Consider the following 22,154-nt stretch of genomic DNA (forward strand, 5'->3'; position numbering starts at 1 on the left):
TGTTGCCGAGCGCCACCCGGACCGCGTCCACGGACGGATGCGTGCCCGTTGCGCGCAGGCTATCGCGTGCCCGTTGCACGTCGCTTTTGTACAACCCGGACCTTGCCATCCGTCACTCCGCGTATTTCGTAACGTATTACATACCACGTAATTACGCCCTACTCAACGCGTCAGACGAACCAGCTGCGAGCCGTGAGTTCACGCGGGATAATCTGAGATTATCCCGCCTAATCCCGATTTTTCGACTATGCTCGCACGCGGGCCCGTACACCCCGGCCCATCGGGCGACTGGGAGGAGCCGATGATCAGCGTTGCGCAGTACCTGAAAGCCGCCACCCGATCCAACACCGAACGCGCTTACGCTGCGGCAACCCGCCATTTCGAGGTCGAGTGGGGCGGCCACCTGCCGGCCACCGCCGACAACGTGGCGCGCTACCTTGCCGCCTACGCCGACCAGTTGGCGATCAACACGCTCAAACATCGGTTGGCGGCGCTGGCGCAGTGGCACCGGGTGCACGGCTTTGTCGACCCCACGCGGGCGCCGGTGGTGCGCCAAGTGCTCAAGGGCATCCAGACCCTGCACCCGAGCGTCGAAAAACGCGCCACACCCCTGCAGCTCACCCAACTGGGCCAGGTCACGACATGGCTGGAAGATGCGGCGGCCGCAGCCCAGTCTCGCGGCGATCGCGCCGCAGAGCTGCGGCATTTGCGTGATCGTGCCTTGCTGCTGCTCGGCTTCTGGCGCGGCTTCCGCGGCGATGAACTCACCCGCCTCCAGGTTGACCACCTACGCCTGGTGCCTGGCGAAGGCATGACGTGCTTCTTGCCGCATAGCAAGGGCGATCGCCAGCACGCCGGCACCACCTACAAAGTCCCGGCGTTGTCGCGCTGGTGCCCGGTGGCCGCGACGTCGCGCTGGATCGCGGCGGCCGCGTTGACCGACGGCCCGGTGTTCCGTGCGATCGACCAGTGGGCCGCTGTCGCCGACACTGCCTTGCACCCCAACAGTTTGGTGCCGCTGCTACGGCGGATCTTCCGCGAGGCTGGGCTGACCTCTCCCAACGACTACAGCGGCCACTCGCTGCGACGCGGCTTCGCCGGCTGGGCCAACGCCAACGGCTGGGACATCAAGAGTCTGATGGAATAGGTCGGCTGGCGCGACGTGCACTCGGCGATGCGTTACCTCGACGGGGGCGATCCATTCGCGCGCCAGCGCATTGAGGCGAGCCTGCCGCCAGTCACGCCACCGCTGCTTGCGCTGGCGGCGCCGGTCCCCGAGCCTGGGCCGACCACGACGATCGAAGCGACCGTCACCCTGACTCGCTTCAACCCGCGTGTGCGCGGACTGGCCAAAGCGCATCGGCTGATCGAGCAAATCTGCCTGCAACCGCATCAGGCGCAGCGGCTCAACGCCGCCGGCACGCGCTACCGGTTGGCGATCGCAGCCGTTGACGAGGCGGCCTTTGAAGAAACCATCGTAATGCTGCTCGACGAGATGCACCGCATCGCCGACAACCACCAGTGCTTCCTCGCCGTCGCCTTACGCGATGAAGCAAGCGGGCGCCATTGGGACTGAGTCTGAGCATGACCACGCTGCACGAAACCGCCTACCCGCGCCTCAAGCCCGATCCCACCGCCAAAGAAGTGCAAGATATCTACACGCCTACTGCGGCGGAGCTGCAGTGCGTCCGGAACATCGCTACCGGCCCGGCAACACGGCTGGCCCTGCTGCTGCACCTGAAGCTATTCCAGCGCCTGGGTTATTTCACGACCCTGATCGAGGTGCCCGAACGCATCGTGCAGCACGTCGCTCAGGCGGTGGGGATGCGCCGCGTGCCGGCCGACCGATTGGCGAGCTACGACGCCTCCGGCGCCAAGCGCGGGCATCTGTCCCAGCTGCGCGTGTTCCTCAATGTCCGTCCGCTCGATGCAGCTGGGCGAGACTGGCTCGGCACCGTGGCTGAAACGGCTGCGCAGACCAAGCACATCGTGCCCGATATCGTGAACGTAATGCTTGAAGAACTGGTGCATCACCGCTTTGAGTTGCCGGCATTCAGCACGCTCGAACGCCTCGCGATCGCCGCCCGCGAACATGTCCACGACGCGCACTATCGCCAGATAGCTGACGTGCTGACGCCGACGATGCGAGAGTTAATTGATGATCTGCTGCTGACGCCGCCAGGCAGTCACCAAAGCGGTTGGCACGCGCTCAAGCGCGAGCCCAAACGCCCGACCAATAAGGAAGTGCGCCATTACCTTCAGCATGTCCAGCGCCTGCGCACTCTGGCCGAGCAGCTACCGCCGATCGATGTCTCGGTGCCCAAGCTCAAGCAATTCCGGGCGATGGCCCGCGCGCTCGATGCCAGCGAGCTGACCGAACTGGTCCCAGTCAAGCGCTACGCGCTGGCCGCGATTTTCATTCGTTCGCAATACCGCAAGACGCTCGACGATGCTGCCGACCTGTTTATTCGCTTGATCCAGAACCTGGAGAACACCGCGCAACAGAAGTTGATCGCTTACCAGCTCGAACACAGCAAGCGCGCCGACGCGCTGATCGGCCAGCTGCGGGAGATCCTGCAGGCCTACCAGGTCGAGGGTACCGATACCCAGCGTGTGGATGCGATCGAGGGGGTACTGGCCGCAGACATCGGGCTGCTGATGGCCGAATGCGATGAACACATGGCCTATGCCGGTCGCAACTATCTGCCGTTCCTGCTGGCACCCTACGGGACGTTGCGCCCTTTGTTGTTCAATTGCCTGGAGATCATGGGCCTGCGTGCCTCCAGCCATGACCCAAGCATGGAACGCATGATCGGTGCCGTACTCGCGCTGCGCAGCCAGCGTCGCGAGGCGGTCGACGCGGCTAGCCTGGGCGTGAAGGTGACCACCGACCTGACGTGGCTGTCAGCCGCCTGGCGCAAGCACGTGATCCCCAAGACCCTGGCTAGCGCCAGCCCCGGCTGGATCCACCGCAAGTACTTCGAACTGGCGGTGCTCGCGCAGATCAAGGACGAACTCAAATCCGGCGACCTGTACATCCCGCACGGTGAACGCTACGACGACTATCGCGAGCAGCTAGTCGACGAAACGACGTTCGCGCAGGAACTGGACGCCTACGGCGAGGTCTCGGGCATCACCACCGATGCGTCGAACTTCGTGCGGGGCCTACGCACCGAGCTGACCGTGATGGCCGATGCGGTGGACGCGCGTTTTCCGGACAATCTGCATGCCAGTATGGTCGACGGGCGGCTGGTGCTTAAGCGTTTGCAGCGCACCGAAGTGACCCAGGCGATCGCGGTAGTGGACAGCGCGATTACCGACCGTCTGCCGCCGACCAGTATCGTCGATGTTCTGGTCGACACCACCCGCTGGTTGGACCTGCACGTGCACTTCCGCCCGATCGCCGGCACCGACGCGCGAGTTGACGATCTGCTGCGGCGCGTGATCACCACGCTGTTCTGCTACGGCTGCAATCTGGGGCCGACCCAGACCGCGCGTTCGGTCAAGGGCTTCAGCCGGCGCCAGATATCGTGGTTGAACCTGAAGTATGTCACCGACGAGACGCTCGACAAGGCGATTGTCGACGTGATCAATCTATACAATAAGTTCGAGCTGCCCGGCTACTGGGGCAGTGGCAACAGCGCCTCGGCCGACGGCACGAAGTGGAGCGTGTACGAGTAGAACCTGCTGTCGGAGTACCACATCCGCTACGGCGGCTACGGTGGCATCGGTTACTACCACGTGTCCGACAAGTACATCGCGTTATTCAGCCACTTCATCCCGTGCGGCGTGCATGAGGCGGTCTACATCCTCGACGGGATGCTGGCCAACCGGTCCGACGTCCAGCCCGACACCGTACACGGCGACACCCAGGCGCAGAGCTTCCCGGTGTTCGGACTGGCGCATTTGCTCGGCATCAACCTCATGCCGCGCATCCGCAACATCAATGACCTGGTGTTTTCCCGGCCGGAGCCGAATCGGACGTACGAGAATATCCAGGCGCTGTTTGGCGATAGCATCGATTGGAAGCTGATCCAGACGCACCTGCATGACATGTTGCGGGTCGCCATCTCGATCAAACTTGGCAAGATCACGGCTTCCACCATCCTGCGCCGGCTCGGCACCTACAGCCGCAAGAACAAGCTGTACTGGGCGTTTCGCGAGCTGGGCAAGGTGGTGCGCACCTTGTTCCTGCTGCGCTATATCGACGATGTCGAAGTGCGCAAGACCATCCACGCCGCCACCAACAAGAGCGAGGAGTTCAACGGCTTCGTCAAATGGGCATTCTTCGGTGGGGAAGGCATCATCGCCGAGAACATCCAGCACGAGCAGCGCAAGATCGTGCGCTACAACCAACTGGTGGCCAATCTGGTCATCCTGCATAACGTGGAACAGATGACCCGCGTGTTGGCGGAGCTGCGGGGAGACGGCGCTAACATCAGCCCGGAAGTGCTGGCCGGGCTGTCGCCGTACCGGACCTCGCACATAAATAGGTTTGGCGACTACACGCTCGATCTCAAGCGGGAAGTGTCGCCGATCGACTTTTCCCGGAGAATTCTTGCGGCGACAACGCGTTAGGACGCAATCAGCTGTTTTTTTTTACCGGGCGAATTCCTGCCGACCCGCCAGCAGGTGCGCTGGATCGACGATGTCCATGCACTGGAAGGCGTGCGCGCCGAACTCGCTTCTGCCGTGATAAGAAATGGCTGCTGGTGACACGACTGTTGGGTCTATCCCAACGGGCAAGACAGATTCAGCGCATACAGATAGGTCGGGGCGCTCAGCCCCTGAGTGTGCTCCACGTGGAGCCAAGCCGCAGATGACGATTATTCAAGATCGATCCGGAGTGCCCTGGGCAGGATCCAGCTGCTTTACAGCAGATACAAATCCAAACGCAGCAAGTTGATGACCAAGTCCGTGAAAAAGTTTTGCGCTGACAGCAAGTTAGCTCACTTTTGGCTGTTTTTTACATGAATCCCTGCCGACCCTCTATTGGTATCGCGCTCCGGACATAAAAAAGCCGCTCGTTCGAGCGGCTTTTTCCAGTACACGTCAACCAGCTGCATCGATCAGTCGACGGTTGCCGGCAACAGGCGCTCCGGCTCCGGATGCGCTTCCACCACCAGCTCACCGTCCTTGACGTCGATATTGACCCGCCCGCCTTCCACCAGCTTGCCGAACAGCAGCTCGTCGGCGAGCGGACGCTTGATCTTCTCCTGGATCACGCGCGACATCGGGCGTGCGCCCATCAATGGGTCGAAGCCATGCTGGGCCAGCCAGTCGCGCGCGGTCGGGGTGGCCGACAGCGAGACGTGCTTTTCCTGCAGCAACATTTCCAGCTCGATAATGAACTTGTCCACCACGCGCAGGATGTGGTCGAAGCCCAGCGCCTGGAACTGCACGATCGCGTCCAGACGGTTGCGGAACTCCGGCGTGAACCCGCGGCGGATCGACTCCATCGCATCGGTGGAATGATCCTGCTTGGTAAAGCCGATCGACCGACGTGAGGCCTGCGTGGCACCGGCGTTGGTGGTCATCACCAGGATCACGTTCTTGAAGTTCGCTTCGCGCCCGTTGGTGTCGGTGAGGATGCCGCGGTCCATGACCTGCAACAGGATGTTGAAGATGTCCGGGTGCGCCTTTTCCACCTCGTCCAGCAGCAACACGCAGTGCGGCGTTTTGACGATCTTCTCGGTCAGCAGGCCACCCTGATCGAAGCCGACATAGCCCGGAGGCGCACCGATCAGGCGGCTGATCGAATGCGCTTCCATGTACTCGGACATATCGAAACGCACAAGCTCGATGCCCAGCTGCAGCGCGAGCTGCTTGGTCACCTCGGTCTTGCCGACACCGGTGGGGCCGGCGAACAGGAAGTTGCCGATCGGCTTTTCCGGGTTGGCCAGGCCAGAGCGCGCCAGCTTGATCGAGCCGGCCAGCGTTTCGATCGCCGGGTTCTGCCCGAAGATCACCATCTTGAGGTTGCGCTCCAGGTGCTGCAGCACGTCCTTGTCGGTCGCGCTCACCTGCTTGGCCGGGATGCGCGCCATCTTGGCGACGATGGTTTCGATCTCCTCGATGTCGATCAGCTCCTTACGCACGCCATCGGGCAGCAGGCGCTGACGCGCACCGGCCTCGTCCATCACGTCGATGGCCTTGTCCGGCAACAAACGATCGCCAATGTGCTTGACCGACAGGTCCACCGCCGCCTGCAACGCATCGTCGGCATAGGTCACGCCGTGGTGCGCTTCGTACTTGGGCTTGAGGCCCTGCAGGATTTCGAAGGTTTCGCCGACGGTCGGCTCGACGATATCGATCTTCTGGAAGCGCCGCGCCAGCGCCCGATCCTTCTCGAAGATGCCGCGATATTCCTGGAACGTGGTCGAGCCGATGCAGCGCAGCTCGCCCGACGCCAACGCCGGCTTGATCAGGTTGGAGGCATCCATGGTGCCGCCCGAGGCAGAGCCGGCGCCGATGATGGTGTGAATCTCGTCGATGAACAGCACCGCATTGGGCACCTTCTTCAACGCGGTCAGCACCCCTTTGAGGCGCTTTTCGAAGTCGCCGCGGTACTTGGTGCCGGCAACCAGCGCGCCCAGGTCCAGCGAGAAGATCACCGCGTCGGCAAGTACTTCCGGCACGTCGTTATCGACGATGCGCTTGGCCAGGCCTTCGGCGATCGCAGTCTTGCCCACGCCGGCCTCGCCCACGTACAGCGGGTTGTTCTTGCGGCGGCGGCACAGCACCTGGATGGTGCGCTCGATCTCGTCGGCGCGGCCGACCAGCGGGTCGATCTTGCCGTTGCGCGCCTGCTCGTTGAGGTTGGTGGCGTACTCGGCCAGCGCGTCTCCCTTGGCCTCGCCCTCCCCGCCCTCGCTCTTGGGCTCGCCGTCGGACGCAGACGGCTGCTCGCCGTCTTCGCCGAGCTTGGCAATGCCGTGGGACAGGTAATTGACGATATCCAGGCGGGTGATGTCCTGCTGATTCAGGAAGTACACCGCATGCGAGTCTTTTTCGCCGAAGATCGCGACCAGCACGTTGGCGCCGGTGACCTCCTTCTTGCCCGAGGACTGCACGTGGTAAACCGCACGCTGCAGCACACGCTGGAAGCCCAGGGTGGGCTGGGTGTCGCGGCCATCATCTTCGGCCAGACGCGAGACCGAGGCCTCGATCGCCTGTTCCAGGTCGTTGTGCAGCCGCAGCTGGTCCGCCCCGCAGGCCTTGAGGACGGCTTGCGCGGAAGGGTTGTCCAGCAGCGAGAGCAGCAGGTGCTCGACGGTCATGAACTCATGACGCGCCTCGCGTGCTCGCTTGTAGCACTGGCCGATTGTTTGCTCTAGGTCTTTGCTGAACATTGGTAACTCCGAACGGCTGTTGCCAACAATATGCGGCTTTTGTTGGGATTTTCCACAACCCTATCGGATAGGCATGTTCAGACGGCGTTAGCACGTGATTGCAGCCACACTGTTGCACTGCTGGAACGGCCGTCAAGCTCGCTCAGGTCTGCTCCATCGTGCACAGCAGCGGGTGCTGGTTCATGCGCGAAAATTCGTTGACCTGCGCCACCTTGGACTCGGCCACTTCGCGGCTGTAGACCCCGCAAACGCCGCGCCCACGCGTGTGGACGTGCAGCATGACCTGGGTGGCCCGCTCCAGATCGAGGTTGAAAAACTGCTGCAGCACGGTCACCACGAAGTCCATCGGGGTGTAGTCGTCGTTGAGCAGCAACACCTGATAACGCGGCGGTGGCGCCACTTCAGGCTTGCTGGCTTCGACCGTGAGGCCATGATCGTGTTCGTGAGATGTCTTCCGAGGCATCGGGCCATTATACGGTTCATCGCCGCACGCATTGGACGATTTGCGCCGCGGCCCGCACAATTTGTCTCCGATTCCCCGGCTGGCCCTTGATGACCGATACCCCGACCGCGCTGCGACTGGCGCCGTCCTCCTCAGCATCCCGGCATGCCTGCGCGCCCCTGCACCCGTTGCGCGGTCGTGCGGGTCGCCTTGGCGCCGATGCGATGACGGGCGCAATGGCCGGCCCCTCCCCCGCCCAGGAGCACGACCGATGAGCACGTCCGAACAGCGCTGGCACCCGGATGTCACCGTGGCCACGGTGGTGGTGCGCGACGGCAAGTTCCTGCAGGTGGAAGAAACCATCGCCGGCAGGCTGTTGTTGAACCAGCCCGCAGGCCATCTGGAGCCGAACGAAAGCCTGCTGGATGCGGCGGTGCGCGAAACCCTGGAAGAAACCGGCTGGGACGTACACCTGACCCATTTCATCGGCACCTACCAATGGGTGGCGCCGAGCGGCCAATGCTTCCTGCGCTTTGCTTTCGTCGGCGAGGCGGTGACCCATCACCCCGAGCGCAGCCTGGATACCGGCGTGGTGCGTGCGCTGTGGATGACACCGGATGAATTACGCGAGGCGACCGATCGGCTGCGGAGCCCGTTGGTGTGGGAAGTGGTGGCCGACTTTCTTGCCGGACAGCGTCACCCGCTGGCATTGGTGCGGCACGTCGCATGAGCACGCCGCGCATCGTGGTGGGGGTGTCCGGTGGCGTGGATTCGTCGGTGGCGGCGTGGAAACTGGCGCAGCAAGGCGAGTCGATCGCCGGGTTGTTCATGCAGAATTGGGCCGACGACGGCAGTGGCGATTGCCGCGCCGAAGACGACCGTCGCGATGCGGTCGCGGTGTGCGGCGTGCTGGGTATCCCGTTCCACTTTCGCGATTTTTCGGGCGCATACTGGAGCGGCGTGTTCGAGCACTTTCTGGCCGAATATGCCGCCGGACGCACGCCCAACCCGGATGTGTTGTGCAACCGCGAGGTCAAGTTCAAGCATTTCCTGGACGCTGCCCAGGCGCTGGGCGCCGAGCGCATCGCCACCGGCCATTACGCGCAGGTGGCCTACAGCGGAGGACGCTGGCGGCTGCTGCGTGGGGCAGACCGTGGCAAGGACCAGAGCTATTTCCTGCACCAACTGGGGCAGACCCAACTGGCCGCAACCCTGTTCCCGATCGGCGATCTGGAAAAGAGCACGCTGCGCCGCATTGCCCAGGACGCCGGTCTGCCGACCCACGCCAAGAAGGATTCCACCGGGATCTGCTTTATCGGCGAGCGCGACTTCCGCGAATTTCTGGGGCGCTACCTGCCCGCCCGCACCGGCGAGATCCGCGACCCGCAGGGGCAACGCATTGCCGACCATCCGGGGGTGTTCTACTTCACCCTGGGTCAGCGCGAGGGCCTGAATATCGGCGGCGTGCGTGGCCGGGCGGCAGCGCCCTGGTACGTGGTCGGCAAGGATGTGGCCAGCAACGTGCTGTACGTGGATCAGGACCGCGACAGCCCATTGCTGCAGTCGCGCTGGCTGCAATCCGAGCAGGCCCATTGGGTGACCGGCGCGCCGCCTGCGCGTCGCTTCAGCTGCACGGCGCAGACCCGCTATCGGCAGCCGGACGAGCCGTGCACGGTGGACGTGCAGGACGACGGCAGCGTGCAGGTGCGTTTTGAGCGGCCGCAGCGGGCGGTAACGCCCGGGCAGTCGCTGGTGTTGTACGACGGCGAGGAATGCCTGGGCGGTGGGGTCATTGCCGCCACCGATGCGCCGCTGGAACGCCAGCTGGCGGGATCTTCTTTTCCTCTTGAGGGTGTGGCTTGATGAGTGTTTCCATGGATCACCGTGTGCTGGCCCTTGCCGGCGTCGCCCAGGCCTTGCAGCAGGTGCGGCGGATTGCCGAGACCGGCCATTCGGAAGCGGCGACGGTGCGCACCGCCATGGACAGTGTGTTCCGGGTGGATGCAGCCTCGCCGGAGGCAGTTTACGGCTCGGCCGCGGCGGTGGCGCCCGGTCTGCGCCTGTTGCACAACTACTTCCGCAACCAGGCTCAGGACGATGTGCTGCCGCGCCTGGCGCTGGCGGTGCTGCAACTGGAGCGCCGCTTCGTGCGCGACACCACGACAGTGTCCACGGTGTCCGGCGGCATCGAGGCCGCTGCCCGCCAGGCGCAGAACCTGAACGACAGCGCTCACCCGGATGTGCTCAGTGCACTGGGCGGGTTGTACGCGCAGACCATCAGCCACTTGCGCCCCAAAGTCATGGTGCAGGGCAACCCGCATTACCTGGGCCAGGCAGGCGTGGTGGCGGAAATCCGCGCATTGTTGCTGGCAGCGGTACGCTCGGCGGTGCTGTGGCGGCAGATGGGGGGCAGCTTGTGGGATTTTTTGTTCGCCAAACGCGCGATGAGCGAAGCGGTGGACCGCGCGCTGCGCTAAGCGACGCAAATGCGGTTTCAGGCGCCCGCAAAGGGCGTTAGCGCCCACCGACCGCAAGCGCATGGGCAAGACGAGATGGCGATCGTCGCTAAAGACCACGGGGGTAGTGCCGATACAGCAACCGTGACTCTGCCGAGAACGCCCATGTATTCACGTCCACTCATCCGTCTAGCCGCTCCTTTGGCCCTGACCTTGCTGTTTCCCTTCGCTGTCGGATTCGACTGGCCCGCCTCGGTGCGCTGGGCGATCCTGGCGACCATGACCCTTAGTTGGTTGGTTTTCGCTGCCTGGGTGACGTATTCCCAGTTCCGGCGCAACCCGGACCAGACCCGCATCCTGCGCGAGCAGGACCAACTGCTCAACGAACTGCGTACGTTCGTCAGCAACGAAGTCGATGGTTCGCGCTCGGAAGTCGAGCGTGCCCGCGAACTGATCCGCCAGGCCGTGTCCGGTCTTGGTGGCAGCTTCGAATCGATGAACCGCAAGTCGCGCCAGCAAAGCCAGGCACTGGCCCGCATCGTCGACCGCGCAGGCGACGATGGCAGTGCCGGCGTCGATGTCGCCCGCTTCGCCCAGCACGCCAGCTCCCGCATGGAGCAATTGGTGGAAGCGCTGGAACAGGTGAGCGGCCAGAGCACCAACACCGTCCATCACATCGATGAGATGGCGCAGCATCTGGATGGCATCTTCGCGTTGCTGGAAGACGTCAAGTCGATCGCCGACCAGACCAACCTGCTGGCATTGAACGCCGCCATCGAAGCAGCACGTGCCGGTGAAGCCGGTCGCGGCTTCGCGGTGGTCGCCGACGAGGTGCGCAACCTGTCCGAACGTTCCACCACCTTCAACGAACAGATCCGCAAGCTGGCACACAGCTCCAAGGAATCGATCGCCAAGGTGCGTGAAACGGTCTCGCAGCTGGCATCGCGTCACATGGACCGCTCCCGCGAGGCGCGCCATGAATCGGCCGCCATGCTGGAGAACGTCGCTCAGATCAACGCCTCGTTGGGCGATGGCATGCGCGAAATCTCCGAGTGCGCTCGCTCAATCGACGGCAGCGTGGCCGAAGCCGTCCGCGCCCTGCAGTTCGAGGACATCGCCACGCAGACGTTGAGCGGCATCCACACCCACCTCGATCGCCTCACCGCGATCAACCGTGAGGCGGTGGCGCTGCAGGAACTGCTGCATCGCAATGGCGGCGTGTACGACAGCGACCTGGTTGCGTCGCTGGCCAAGGTGTCCAGCCGTCTGCGCGACATGCGTGTGGAGTGGGAACGCCCGCCGCACAAGCCGGTCGCACAGCAGGGCATGGGTGCCGGCACGGTCGAGTTGTTCTAAGACCGATGGCTGCCCGCAGCTTCTGATCCCGACATTCCCCGGCCTTCCGGGGATTTGTCGTTCCGTAACGACCCGGTGTTCCGCTCATGACGCTTCTTGCCCCCACTATCGATACCGACCCCACTGCCGCATTGCAGGCAGCAGCCTTGGCCACCGCCCATGCCGAGCGCATCGCGCAAAGCGAAGCGGCCAAGCCGGTGCTGCGGCGAGTACGGTTGCCGGCCGCACTGGAACGGCTGGAGCTGGCCGCCCGCACGGAAATCAAGGCCTTGATCAACCCGCGCCGCGATTGCAGCGAAAACGACCTGCTGTTTGCGACCGTGGCGTGGGATCTCGGGCTGGACGGCGCCGCCGTCGGCGTGTCGGCACGCTGATCCCGTCAACGGCGGGGCGTGCCTCGGCAGGCGCCCCGCCGGTTGTTTTCACTGCCCGATCTCAGCCTCGCCGGCTGTCAGTTGTCTCCGAGCCACGCGGCATTGCGCGGACCGCACGCGCCGAACTGCCTCGCCTGCTGGTCAATACGCGAACACGACCCAGGGTTCGTCAGCCACATGGACGAGGTCGCTCATCACTCTCGGGGCGCCGCCCCATTGCCGATCAGCATGGGAAGATCGCGTTCGTCCTCAGGTTGAGCGTGCTGGATCTCCATGAACGCAAGTCGTTTGGTTTTATTGGCTGCAGCAGCGCTCCAGCCCGCGGTCGCAGTAGCTGCCGCCGCTGCGGCAAGCGAGAGTGTCTATCTTGAATTCCTCTGGGAGGCCCGGCCGCCTCACTCGATTGCACGCCAGCAAACCAACCAATTCCTGACCAATGGTCAGCACCATCACCAGGTCTGTGTCGCAACCGATCTTGCCGATACCGATGTCGGCGGGTTGGTGTTGAAGGCCTTCGACGCATCCGGGCAGGAAGTCTCGAGCCATCAGTACCCTGACTATCGTGGCGCAAAGCAGTGCTACGGCGCCGATCTGGGCCACGGGAGAGCGCCAGGCCTATTGGACCTTCCAAGCAAAGACCGGCGACGGACGCATTGGGGAAAGTACGGTACAGGTCCATGCCAGGCTTGAAGATTCGCCACTGTCCACCGACCCTGGAATGCCTTATGTCGTGGGCCGACCGAACTATGATGCATCGATTCCCCAGAGCCAGTGGAGTGGCCGCCTTGTGTGGGACATGACGGTCGATGCGCAAGGCAAGGTGACCGCCGTATCCGTGTCGACCGCAGAAGGCGTCGGTCTGAAACTCCGCGACCGCGCCATCGCAGCAGGCTATTTATCCCTGTTCTTCCCAGACAAACAAAGAGAAACAACGCCGCTGATCTGGAGGCGCGAACTTTTATTTGCGCCGGAATGAAAACTGCGCCGGAGCGGTTGAGCGGGCTGGCTTGCGGATTTCACGTGCACCACTGACAACACGCCAGGGCGGCATGCGGATGCGATCACTGAACGTGCCGGACATCGGCCATGACGGTTGGCGCCGCGGCGCAGCCGGATCCGGACTGATGGTCTAGCAGGACGCTATCGCAGATAGCCATGACGGTCCGGATAGCAGTGACATCCACTGCGAGGCGCGCATCCAATCGTATGCGGTGTTGTGCGAAAACGCGCATCTATCGGCGCGTGGGGGCAAATGTGATGGGACACTCTTGCGCATCCACGCAGTCGCTTGCGCTAGGCAAGCTTGAAACCTGTCGTAATGAGCGTATGCCGCATCGGCGTATCAAGCAGCGACACACCTCTGCCGCCATGTCGCACCATCAAGGCTGCCGGTGACAGCTAGGCCTATGCCTCAGCTGGCGATCACCAAGCGCGCACCCAGACGCATGCCGGCTTCGGCTTCGCGCAGCCACTGCGCCATGTCGCGCGGCGACAACGGGCGCGAGTAGAAATAGCCCTGGATCTCGTCGCAGCCCTGCTGGCGTAGCAAGGCGTCTTCCTGCACGGTCTCCACACCTTCGGCGACCACCTGCATGCCTAGCGCGTGGCCAAGATGCACGATGGCCTGGGTGACCTCGGCGGTGTTGGCATCGTCGAGCATGCCCTGTACGAAGCTGCGATCGATCTTCAGGCGCTGCACCGGGAAGCGGTTGAGGTAATGCAGGTTCGAAAAGCCGGTACCGAAGTCGTCCACCGCCAGCAGCACGCCGTTCTGCTCGAACAATTCGAAACAACGGCGCAGCGAGTCCGAATCGCGAATCAGCGCAGATTCGGTCAATTCCAGTTCCAGCCGCGACGGCGGCCAGCTGTTATCGCGGCAGATTTCAAGCACGCGCTCGGCAAAGCCGCGTTCGCGCAACTGCACGGCCGAGACATTGACCGCGATGCGGCTGAAATGGAGCCCGGCGCGGTCCCAGACCACCGCCTGGCGGCAGGCCTCGCCGATCACCCATTCGCCAAGACGCACGATCTCGCCGCACTCTTCGGCGATCGGAATGAATTCGACCGGGCTGCACGGGCCATGGCCTGGGCGATTCCAGCGCATCAGCGCTTCGATCGCCGGCGATGCGTCGCCCACGGTGTTGACCAGCGGCTGATAGACCAGCGTGAACTCTTCGCGCTCGAGTGCACCTTGCAGCGCATGCTCGAGCTCCAGACGGCGCTGCGCACGCAGCAGCACATCCTGGCTGTAATAGTGGAAGGTGTTGCGGCCGGATTCCTTGGCCGCATACATCGCCGCATCGGCGGCGCGCAGCAGGCTGTCGAAGTCCGACAGACCCTCGCCCTGCAGCGCAATGCCGATGCTGGCGCCGAGTTTGAGGGTGACATGGTCCTTGCGCAGCGGCTCGCCGAGCGCGCTGATCAACTTGCGCGCAACGTGGCCGGCATCTTCCGGCTCGGAGAGATCGCTCAGCAGCACGATGAATTCGTCGTCGCTGAAACGTCCGAACAGATCGCTGTTGCGCAGATGCTGATGCAGGCGCGCCGAAGCGAGCTTGAGCAGGTTGTCGCCGGTGGCATGGCCGAACGAGTCGTTGATGCTCTTGAAACCATCCAGATCGATCAGCAGCATGGCCAGTACCTGGCCGCGCTCGTTGGCCTCGCGGATGGCGTTTTCGGCCTGCTCGCGCAGCAGAAAGCGGTTCGGCAGCCCGGTCAGGCGGTCGTAGTGCGCCAGCAGCTCGATACGCTCGTTGGCTTCGCGCTCGCGGGTGACATCGCGGAACAGGGCGACAAATCGCGGCGGCAAGCCTTCACGGCGGTCAAGTTCGATCAGCACCTGCACCCAGATGCGTTGACCGGAGTTGCGATAGAAGCACAGCTCCAGCTGCTCGGGCAGGCCGCCATCGGAAATGCGTAGCAGCGCCGCTTCGAAGGCGTCGCGCGAATCCTGGGTGTACAGCGCAAGCGCCTGCTCCAGGGTGATGTTTTCCTTGCGCAGGCCGTGGATGCGGTAGCACTCCTCGGTCCACTGCATGCGACGGGTATCGACCTCGATTTCGCAGCCGCCGATCCTGCCCAATGCGGAAACGCGATTGAGCAGTTCGGTGCGCCAGCGAATCAGCGCATCGGTCTGCCGCTGTTCGGTGACGTTCTGCAGCTGGCCGAGCACACGCACCATGCTGCCGTCGCCATCGAACACCGGTTGCGCCCAGACCCGCAGATGATGCGGATTGACGCCGAGCAGGCCGTTCACCTCCAGCTCGAAATCCACCGGCAGGCCTTCGTGTTTGATCTTGCGCCAGGCACCGCGCAGTTGCGCAATCGAGGGCCTGGCGAGCAGACGCAACAGGTCGCGAATCCCATGCAGGGGCAGCTGGGTCATGCCCAGCTGCTGCAGGAAATCCTGCGAGATCCACAGCTGGTCCTTCAGCGAATCCCAGCTCCAGCTGCCCATGCTGGCGATGCGCTGGGCCTCTTCGAGCTGGGCCTGCTGCTCGCGCAGTTGCTGCTCGAGCAATTTTTGGTGATGCACGTCGGTATGGGTGCCGACCATGCGCAGCGGGCGGCCATCGGCGGTGCGCGAGACCACGCGGCCGCGATCGAGGATCCAGCGCCATTGGCCGTCGTGCTGGCGCAGCCGAAATTCGGCCACGTAGGTATCGGTACGCCCATCCAGATGCGCCTGGACGGCAGCGCTGACCTGCGCGTGGTCGTCGGGATGAATCAGCCCGGACAACGCGGTGAGATTGTTCGGCAGCGGTTGCTCCGAATAGCCGAGCATCCGGGTCCAGCGCTCCGAGCGGTACACCACGTCGGCGGGGATGTCCCAATCCCACAAACCGTGGTCGGCGCTGTCCAGGCCTATTTCCCAGCGGCTGGTGCCATCGGCGCCCATCGGCTCGGGAATGCTCAGGGTGAAGGCCATGATCTGGCCATGCTCGTCGCAGACCGCGCGCAGCCAGCCTTCCAGCCGTCCGCCGCCAGTTCTCGGCAACACACAGGCCGCCATGCCACCGGTGTCGACCACCTGGGCACGGCTGCTCTCCAGCACTTCGGCATACGCACCAAGGGTTGCCGGCAGCCCGAGGGACTGCGCAACGCGATTGGCCGCCAGGGGCTGGCCATGCGCATCCAACAACACCACCGCTGAGGTCAGCGGGTGCTGCAGCATGCTTGCAATGACGCCTGAGTCCACTCTGGAACACTCCGAAGAATCGACCCCTGCCTCGGGGTCGCAATGGATAACGGCCGTCCAGCGGATTAGTTGAGGCAGGTGTGTCCAGCGCGACCGAACCGTGACGAGTTACGGCTAATATGTCGACATCGCCAGCTCCAAAGGTCGTCCGCGGACCCATGCACCAACCTGTCGCAGCGCCCGCGTTCTCGTCCCCTCCCGTGTCCCGACTTCGCCTGGCCGAACGCTTGCAGCAAGGCCTGTGGACGCTGACCGGGCTGTACCTGCTGATCGGGGTGGTGTGGCTGTTGCTGGGCAACCGATTGCTCAACCTGGCTGGCGCGGCGGTACCGGAGCGCTGGTCCGATGCCAGCTTCCTGCTGGTATCGAGCATCGTGATCCATCTGGTGCTGCGGCGCTTCATGACCTTGATCGTGGAAGAGCATGCGCAACTGGCGCAGTCCGAAGCCCTGCTGCAGGCCAAGTTCCTGGCCCTGCCCAGCCCGGCCTTCATCTACGACCTGGCCACCATGCGCATCCTCGACGCCAACCCGGCGGCGCTGGAGTTCTTCGGCTGGGAGCGCGACGAATTCCTGCAGCAGACGCTGCAGGCGGTCTGGCCCAACGCCGATGGCGCGCGGCTGGAAGACATCATCACGCAGATCCGCGGCAAGGGCGATGCCACCTGCGTATTGAACGAAGACCTGCTGACCCGCAGCGGGCTGCGGCATGTCGAGGTGCGCAGCAATCAGTTGCATCTGGCCAGCGGCCCTGCCCGTCTGGTGGTGACGGTGGACCGCAGCGAAGAACGCCAGGCGCAGCATCTGCGCGACGAAGCGCTGGAGCGCCTGGAAGAAGCCCAAGGTATCGCGCGCCTGGGTTCGTGGCAGCTGGATCGCGCCACCGGCCTGGGCCGCTATTCGTCGGCGGTGTATCGCATCCTGGGGCGCAGCGTGCCGATGCATCGGCGCGAACATCGGCTGGAAGAGCTGCTGACCGCATCCGACACCGCCACCCAGACGCGCATCGAACGCATGATCGAAGACATGTGTACCGGCGGCGAGGTGCAGATCGATGTGCTGCTACCGCTCACCGGTGGCGACTCGCAGCCGCGCACCGTACATCTGCGGGCTGAAAGCGTGACCCTGCCCAGCGGCGCAAGCCATGTGCACGGCACCTTGCAGGATGTCAGCGAGCGCGAACAGTCGCGGCGTCTGCTGCGCGAGCGCGAAGAACAGTTCCGCGAGTTGGTGCGGGTGCTGCCGGACGGCGTGCTGATCCTCGCCGACGAGCACGTGATGTACGCCAATGCCGCCGGCTCCACGCAGTTCGGCTTTCAGGGCGAAACCATTCTGGGCGAGCCGCTGCAGACGCTGGTCGGCGATTCCGACCTGTCGGTGGTTCGCGAGTATCTGCGTGCCGGCAGCGATCGCAATGAGCCGGTGTCCAGTGCGCGGGCAATGCGCCGTCGCGATGGCAGCACGTTCTACGCGGGCCTGTCGGCCGGCGATATCCGTTACGGCGGGCGCAGCTGCAAGCTGCTGGTGGTGCGCGATCTGAGCGAGCCCGAGCGCATGCGCGACGCGCTGGCCGAGAGCAATGCCGAATTGCAGGCGATGGCCAAGCGCCTGTTCTCGCTGCAGGAGGACGAACGCCGCGCGATCTCGCGCGATCTGCACGACGACATCGGCCAGGCGATCACCGCGATGAAGTTGTCTGCGCATGCGGCGCTGGACGAGCTCGACCCGGTCGCACGTCGCGAAGATCTGCTGGAAGTGGTGTCGCTGGCCGATTCCACCGTGACCAAGCTGCGCAATCTGTCGATGCTGTTGCGTCCGCCGCAACTCGACGCGCTGGGGCTGGAAGCGGCGCTGCGCTGGCAGGCGTCGATGCTGTTCCGCGCCTCGCAAGTGCGCCTGGAACTGGACATCCAGGCGCTCGACGTGCGCCCGGGCAACGAGATCGAGCAGGCCTGCTTCCGGATTGCGCAGGAAAGCCTCACCAATGCCTTGCGGCACGCATGCGCCGGCGAAGTGCGCATGAGTCTGCAATCGATCGACAGCGAGAGTTTCCGTCTGGAAGTCAGCGATGACGGCGATGGCTTCGAGCCGGAAGGCCCGCGCGGACTTGGACTGATCGTGATGCGTGAGCGTGCGCAAACCGTCGGTGGCGTGCTCGCGATAGACTCAGCTCCCGGAGCAGGCACGCGCGTGACGTTGCGCCTGCCCTATCACCCGGCCGGCGAGTCCGTCCACGAAGATGGTGGACGTTGAGTCATGTGGAGCCCTGTCATCCCGCCCGGATTGGAAATCGTCAAACCGACACGCCTGGGCGCAGGCAATCCCGAATTGCTGCATCTGGTCGACGCGGCGGCATCCGGTGGCCAACCGCTGATGATCTTCCATGTCGATATCGACCACTTTGCCTCGATCAACGAGAACATGAGTGGTGAGGTCGGCGACCAGGCACTGACGCTGGTGGCACGCCGCCTGCAAGAATTTCTGGGGACGCGCGGCAAGTTGTGGCGGCATGGCAGCGACGAGATGATCATCGTGGCGGTGCGCCGCGACGACACGCCGCTTCCGGAGGATTTTGCCGAAGAGATTCGTCAGCAGCTGGAATTACCGCTGTCGGTACTGCCATATACGTTGTTCATGACCGGCAAGGTCGGTATCAGCCTGTGTCCGGAACACTCGACCTCGCTCTCGATCCTGCTCGACTACGCCGAAGAAGCCAGCTACCAGGCCGCGCGCGAAGGCGGCAACACGGTGCGCCTGTACACGCGCAATTCGACCACCAACGCGCATAGCGAAAGCATCATTGCGCGGCAGATCGTCGATGCGATCCCGCATGGCGAGCTGCGCCTGCGTTATCAACCGCTGGTCAGCGCACGCGACGGCCGCATCGTCGGCATGGAGGCGCTGCTGCGTTGGCAATCGCCCACGCTGGGCATGCTGGTGCCGGAGCGCTTCATGCGCACAGCCGAGCGGCTGGGCGTGATCGTGCAGATCGGCGAATGGGTGCTGCAGAACGCAGTACGCCAGGCGCGGCTGTGGCGCGACCAGGGCTTCGACGATTTCAGCATTGCGGTCAATGTCTCCACACTGCAATTGCTGCGGCCGGGCTTCTTCAACGAAGTGATGGCGATGCTGCAGACCGCTGGCGTGCCGGCGCAGTTCGTGACGCTGGAGATCAACGAAAGCGCGTTGACCAACAACGTCAACTTCGTCCACGAGACGATGGCCAACCTGCGCAACGAAGGCATCAGCCTGAGCCTGGACAACTTCGGCACCGGCGATTCCAGCCTGAGCGCGTTGGTGCGTTATCCGGTCGACCGCTTGAAGATCGACCGCAGCTTTATCAAGAGCGCGCCGGCCGGCAGCCGCGAGGCGGCAATTGCGCGCGCCATCATCGCGATGGGTCACCAGCTGGGCATGACGGTGATCGCCAATGGCGTGGAATCGCAGGCGCAACTGGGCTTTTTGCGACGCAACGATTGCGACATATTCCAGGGCTATCTGTTTGGCGAACCGATGTCGGCCGAATCGGCCGGCATGGCCTTGCGTCGGCGTTATCTGCGTCCGGAATCGTTCGCCGAAAGCCGCCCCGACCGCACCCTGCTGCTGCTGGACGACGAAGAGAACGTGCTGCGCTCGCTGGTGCGCCTGTTCCGGCGCGACGGCTACCGCATCCTGGCGGCCGGCAACGTGCGCGATGCCTTCGACCTGTTGGCCACCAACGATGTGCAGGTGATCCTGTCGGACCAGCGCATGAGCGATATGAGCGGCACCGAGTTCCTGGGCCGGGTCAAGATGCTCTACCCCGACACCGTGCGCCTGGTGCTGTCCGGCTACACCGACCTTGCCACGGTGACCGAGGCGATCAACCGCGGCGCGATCTACCGCTTCCTGACCAAACCCTGGAACGACGACGAACTGCGCGAGCATATTCGCCAGGCCTTCCGCACCCATGACGAGCTACGCAACGGCCGGGAATAGGGAATCGGGAATGGAGAATTGGTAGAGCAGATATCTACCGCTTGACTCTCCGCGTGCCAAATCGTGCCTCAAAATCAAAGCACCAGCGCATGCCGCTCTCCCGATTCCCTACTCCCGATTCCCAACGCGTCAGCGCTACTTCGGCTGCCGGATCGGCAACACGATTCGGAAGCTGGCGCCCTGCCCCGGCACGCTTTCCACGTCGATGCGGCCGTGGTGCTTGTTGATGATGCCGTAGGAGATCGACAGGCCCAGGCCGGTGCCGCTGCCGACCGGTTTGGTGGTGAAAAACGGGTCGAAAATGCGCTGCAGCAGGTCCGGGGCGATGCCGGCGCCGCTGTCCTGGAACTGGATCCAGACGTTTTCCGCTTCGTCGCGCCCGGTGGTGACGGTGATCGTACCCCGCTCGACAATCGCCTGGCCGGCATTGAGCAGCATGTTCATGTAGACCTGGTTGAGCTCGGACGGCAGGCACTCCACCAGCGGCAGCTCGGCGTAATTGCGCTCCAGGGTCACCTTGTACTTGAGCTCGTTCCAGATGATGTTGATCGTGGATTCGAGGCCTGCATGCAGGTCCACCATCTTCCACGACTCGGAACGGTCCGAGTACGAGAAGTCCTTGAGGTCGCGCACGATGCGGGTCACCCGCTCGATGCCTTCGCGCGATTCGGCCATCAACTGCGGCAGATCGCGGCTGATGAAGTCGATGTCGGCACGGTTGCGGATTTCGTCGATCTCCGGAATCAAGGCCTTCGGGTCCGGCGCCTGCAGCGCGCGCTCGTAGGCTTCGATCAGCGTAAACAGGCTGCGCAGGTATTCCTGCAGGCTGCCGAGATTGGAGTGCACATAGCCGATCGGATTATTGATCTCGTGCGCCACGCCGGCGGCCAGCTGGCCGATGGAGGCCATCTTTTCCGACTGCAGCAGTTTGTCCTGTGCGCCGTTCAAGCGCATGTAGGCCTGGCGCAGTTCGGCGTGGCGCTGTTGCAGCTCGCGCTCGTAATCCTGCTGGCCTTCGATGTTGTGGAACAACGCCAGAAAGTGGCCAACGCCCTGCTCTTCGTTGTAATACAGGTGCGCGATGACCACGCGGTCGGCTACCGGCAAGCTGCCGGTCCAGCTGCCCTTGCTGCGCGCCTGATTCAGTGCATCCGATGGCAATACCTGCGAGATCCGCTCGCCAAGATTGCGATCGTCGGCGGGGTCTTCCTTGCACAGGCTCTGACGCGCAACGGCGTTGGCCAGAATCAGCTGTCCATCGGCGCGGAACAGCAACACGCCCTCGAGCATCTGGTCGCCGAATGCGCGCAGGGTGGTCGGGGACGGCAACAACGATTGATTGAGAAAAAACTTGGCGGTCACGGGACACGGCGGCAGCAAGGACGCCTCAATATACGCCGAACCCTCGGGCGGCCGCATCGCCGCTTGGTCTTGGGGCCGCTAACAAAACGACCGTGCGCACCGCCAGGCGGGCGCGGCCGGTGATCTGCATCGGCGCGCGTGCGTGATCTGACGACGGTAATTGCACGGCGCTGTTGTCTGTCGGCATTGCAACACACCTGCCAGCCGGCTTTTTCGACGGCAGCAAACCCGCATCGCTTTGCCAAAGCATCCATCTGCGCGCACCACACAAGCTGCGTGCGCGCTATGCCGGAGGGCTAGCTCAGGCAACTGCCAGCGAACGTCCGCCGCGCAGCACGTTGGATTGGCCCTTGGCGTCGTACGAGGGCGCGCTTTCGGTTCGCCCCAGGTGACGCAATGCCCAGTTCACTTCGCGGCGGCGGCGTGCCAGCAACGCACCATTGGCGCGGTTGGCTTCGGCCAGCTCACGCAGGCGGTCTTCTTCGCCTTCGGGCATTCGCGCTTCAAGCGCGCGCAGCGCCGACAGCTTGTCCTGCGTGTGCCGCATCAACCCGTCGATGTCGTTCTCGAGTAATGCCTGGCGTTCGCCGGCCAGCGCATCGCTGAGACGTTGCAGGAACTCGTTCACGTTCATCCT

At 63.8% G+C, this 22,154-nt stretch carries 15 protein-coding genes and 2 pseudogenes; 10 read left to right on the forward strand and 7 right to left on the reverse strand.

Translation table 11 applies throughout. The features are described 5' to 3' along the window. Nucleotides 1–109 (reverse strand): DNA-binding protein (locus XdyCFBP7245_RS20760; RefSeq protein WP_170068731.1); only part of this gene is annotated, 109 nt, incomplete at its 3' end. 192 nt (nt 110–301) lie between these two features. On the opposite strand from XdyCFBP7245_RS20760, the pseudogene XdyCFBP7245_RS20765 reads away from it, so the two are divergent. After that, nucleotides 302–1,576, forward strand: a pseudogene (locus XdyCFBP7245_RS20765) (site-specific integrase). 8 nt (nt 1,577–1,584) lie between these two features. Further along, nucleotides 1,585–4,578, forward strand: a pseudogene (locus tag XdyCFBP7245_RS20770) (Tn3 family transposase). Between the two features lie 491 nt (nt 4,579–5,069). Here XdyCFBP7245_RS20770 and clpA read toward each other — a convergent pair. Further along, nucleotides 5,070–7,352 (reverse strand): ATP-dependent Clp protease ATP-binding subunit ClpA, encoded by a 2,283-nt coding sequence (clpA, locus tag XdyCFBP7245_RS20780; RefSeq protein WP_104617304.1) that lies wholly within the window; start codon nt 7,350–7,352, stop codon nt 5,070–5,072. A 142-nt stretch (nt 7,353–7,494) separates the two neighbouring features. Continuing rightward, complete coding sequence (clpS, locus tag XdyCFBP7245_RS20785; RefSeq protein ID WP_016901748.1) at nt 7,495–7,815, reverse strand: ATP-dependent Clp protease adapter ClpS; 321 nt, start codon at nt 7,813–7,815, stop codon at nt 7,495–7,497. Between the two features lie 250 nt (nt 7,816–8,065). Here clpS and XdyCFBP7245_RS20790 point away from each other — a divergent pair, with 250 nt between their 5' ends. The 5 genes from XdyCFBP7245_RS20790 to XdyCFBP7245_RS20810 all read left to right on the forward strand — a co-directional run bounded on the left by XdyCFBP7245_RS20790 (nt 8,066) and on the right by XdyCFBP7245_RS20810 (nt 11,980). Continuing rightward, nucleotides 8,066–8,524: an NUDIX hydrolase gene (locus XdyCFBP7245_RS20790; protein WP_104617305.1), complete on the forward strand. Its 459-nt coding sequence runs from the start codon at nt 8,066–8,068 to the stop codon at nt 8,522–8,524. Next, nucleotides 8,521–9,657, forward strand: a complete 1,137-nt coding sequence (gene mnmA, locus XdyCFBP7245_RS20795) for a tRNA 2-thiouridine(34) synthase MnmA (RefSeq protein ID WP_104617306.1) — start codon at nt 8,521–8,523, stop codon at nt 9,655–9,657. The genes XdyCFBP7245_RS20790 and mnmA overlap by 4 nt, the downstream gene beginning before the upstream one ends. Further along, nucleotides 9,657–10,271 carry a high frequency lysogenization protein HflD gene (gene hflD / locus XdyCFBP7245_RS20800; RefSeq protein WP_104617307.1) on the forward strand — a complete coding sequence of 205 codons (615 nt, stop codon included), beginning with the start codon at nt 9,657–9,659 and terminating at the stop codon, nt 10,269–10,271. Before mnmA ends, hflD begins: the two co-directional genes overlap by 1 nt. Nucleotides 10,272–10,415: 144 nt before the next feature. Beyond that, a complete protein-coding gene (locus XdyCFBP7245_RS20805; RefSeq protein ID WP_055854408.1) occupies nt 10,416–11,606 on the forward strand; it encodes a methyl-accepting chemotaxis protein in 1,191 nt (396 codons plus the stop codon). 86 nt (nt 11,607–11,692) lie between these two features. Then, the gene (locus XdyCFBP7245_RS20810) at nt 11,693–11,980 is read left to right on the forward strand and encodes a hypothetical protein (RefSeq protein WP_104617308.1); all 288 of its coding nucleotides are present in this window, start codon (nt 11,693–11,695) and stop codon (nt 11,978–11,980) included. 294 nt (nt 11,981–12,274) lie between these two features. On the opposite strand, the gene XdyCFBP7245_RS20815 is transcribed toward XdyCFBP7245_RS20810, so the two are convergent. After that, nucleotides 12,275–12,580, reverse strand: coding sequence for a hypothetical protein (locus XdyCFBP7245_RS20815; RefSeq protein ID WP_104617309.1), 306 nt, complete (start codon nt 12,578–12,580; stop codon nt 12,275–12,277). 118 nt (nt 12,581–12,698) lie between these two features. Between XdyCFBP7245_RS20815 and XdyCFBP7245_RS20820 the strand changes: the two genes are divergently transcribed. Then, nucleotides 12,699–12,956, forward strand: a complete 258-nt coding sequence (locus tag XdyCFBP7245_RS20820) for a hypothetical protein (RefSeq protein ID WP_244907876.1) — start codon at nt 12,699–12,701, stop codon at nt 12,954–12,956. Nucleotides 12,957–13,391: 435 nt separating this feature from the next. Here XdyCFBP7245_RS20820 and XdyCFBP7245_RS20825 read toward each other — a convergent pair whose 3' ends face one another. Further along, on the reverse strand, nt 13,392–16,178 hold the full coding sequence (locus XdyCFBP7245_RS20825) for a bifunctional diguanylate cyclase/phosphodiesterase (protein WP_211287760.1): 2,787 nt from the start codon (nt 16,176–16,178) through the stop codon (nt 13,392–13,394). Nucleotides 16,179–16,297: 119 nt separating this feature from the next. On the opposite strand from XdyCFBP7245_RS20825, the gene XdyCFBP7245_RS20830 reads away from it, so the two are divergent. Both XdyCFBP7245_RS20830 and XdyCFBP7245_RS20835 read left to right on the forward strand, forming a co-directional pair. Continuing rightward, on the forward strand, nt 16,298–18,430 hold the full coding sequence (locus tag XdyCFBP7245_RS20830) for a sensor histidine kinase (RefSeq protein WP_170068733.1): 2,133 nt from the start codon (nt 16,298–16,300) through the stop codon (nt 18,428–18,430). 3 nt (nt 18,431–18,433) lie between these two features. After that, nucleotides 18,434–20,155, forward strand: coding sequence for an EAL domain-containing protein (locus XdyCFBP7245_RS20835; RefSeq protein WP_104617311.1), 1,722 nt, complete (start codon nt 18,434–18,436; stop codon nt 20,153–20,155). A 135-nt stretch (nt 20,156–20,290) separates the two neighbouring features. On the opposite strand, the gene XdyCFBP7245_RS20840 is transcribed toward XdyCFBP7245_RS20835, so the two are convergent. Both XdyCFBP7245_RS20840 and XdyCFBP7245_RS20845 read right to left on the reverse strand, forming a co-directional pair. Next, nucleotides 20,291–21,517, reverse strand: coding sequence for an ATP-binding protein (locus XdyCFBP7245_RS20840; protein ID WP_104617320.1), 1,227 nt, complete (start codon nt 21,515–21,517; stop codon nt 20,291–20,293). Between the two features lie 301 nt (nt 21,518–21,818). Then, the gene (locus XdyCFBP7245_RS20845) at nt 21,819–22,151 is read right to left on the reverse strand and encodes a flagellar protein FlgN (RefSeq protein ID WP_104617312.1); all 333 of its coding nucleotides are present in this window, start codon (nt 22,149–22,151) and stop codon (nt 21,819–21,821) included. Between the last annotated feature and the right edge of the window lie 3 nt (nt 22,152–22,154).

The organism is Xanthomonas dyei, from assembly GCF_002939865.1.
Classification (GTDB): domain Bacteria; phylum Pseudomonadota; class Gammaproteobacteria; order Xanthomonadales; family Xanthomonadaceae; genus Xanthomonas; species Xanthomonas dyei.

What these genes read in the sequence shown, in the direction of transcription:
- clpA (WP_104617304.1), bottom strand. Translation starts at nt 7,352, where the DNA reads ATGTTCAGCAAAGACCTAGAGCAAACAATCGGCCAGTGCTACAAGCGA.
- clpS (WP_016901748.1), bottom strand. Translation starts at nt 7,815, where the DNA reads ATGCCTCGGAAGACATCTCACGAACACGATCATGGCCTCACGGTCGAA.
- XdyCFBP7245_RS20790 (WP_104617305.1), top strand. Translation starts at nt 8,066, where the DNA reads ATGAGCACGTCCGAACAGCGCTGGCACCCGGATGTCACCGTGGCCACG.
- mnmA (WP_104617306.1), top strand. Translation starts at nt 8,521, where the DNA reads ATGAGCACGCCGCGCATCGTGGTGGGGGTGTCCGGTGGCGTGGATTCG.
- hflD (WP_104617307.1), top strand. Translation starts at nt 9,657, where the DNA reads ATGAGTGTTTCCATGGATCACCGTGTGCTGGCCCTTGCCGGCGTCGCC.
- XdyCFBP7245_RS20805 (WP_055854408.1), top strand. Translation starts at nt 10,416, where the DNA reads ATGTATTCACGTCCACTCATCCGTCTAGCCGCTCCTTTGGCCCTGACC.
- XdyCFBP7245_RS20810 (WP_104617308.1), top strand. Translation starts at nt 11,693, where the DNA reads ATGACGCTTCTTGCCCCCACTATCGATACCGACCCCACTGCCGCATTG.
- XdyCFBP7245_RS20820 (WP_244907876.1), top strand. Translation starts at nt 12,699, where the DNA reads ATGCCTTATGTCGTGGGCCGACCGAACTATGATGCATCGATTCCCCAG.
- XdyCFBP7245_RS20830 (WP_170068733.1), top strand. Translation starts at nt 16,298, where the DNA reads ATGTCGACATCGCCAGCTCCAAAGGTCGTCCGCGGACCCATGCACCAA.
- XdyCFBP7245_RS20835 (WP_104617311.1), top strand. Translation starts at nt 18,434, where the DNA reads ATGTGGAGCCCTGTCATCCCGCCCGGATTGGAAATCGTCAAACCGACA.
- XdyCFBP7245_RS20845 (WP_104617312.1), bottom strand. Translation starts at nt 22,151, where the DNA reads ATGAACGTGAACGAGTTCCTGCAACGTCTCAGCGATGCGCTGGCCGGC.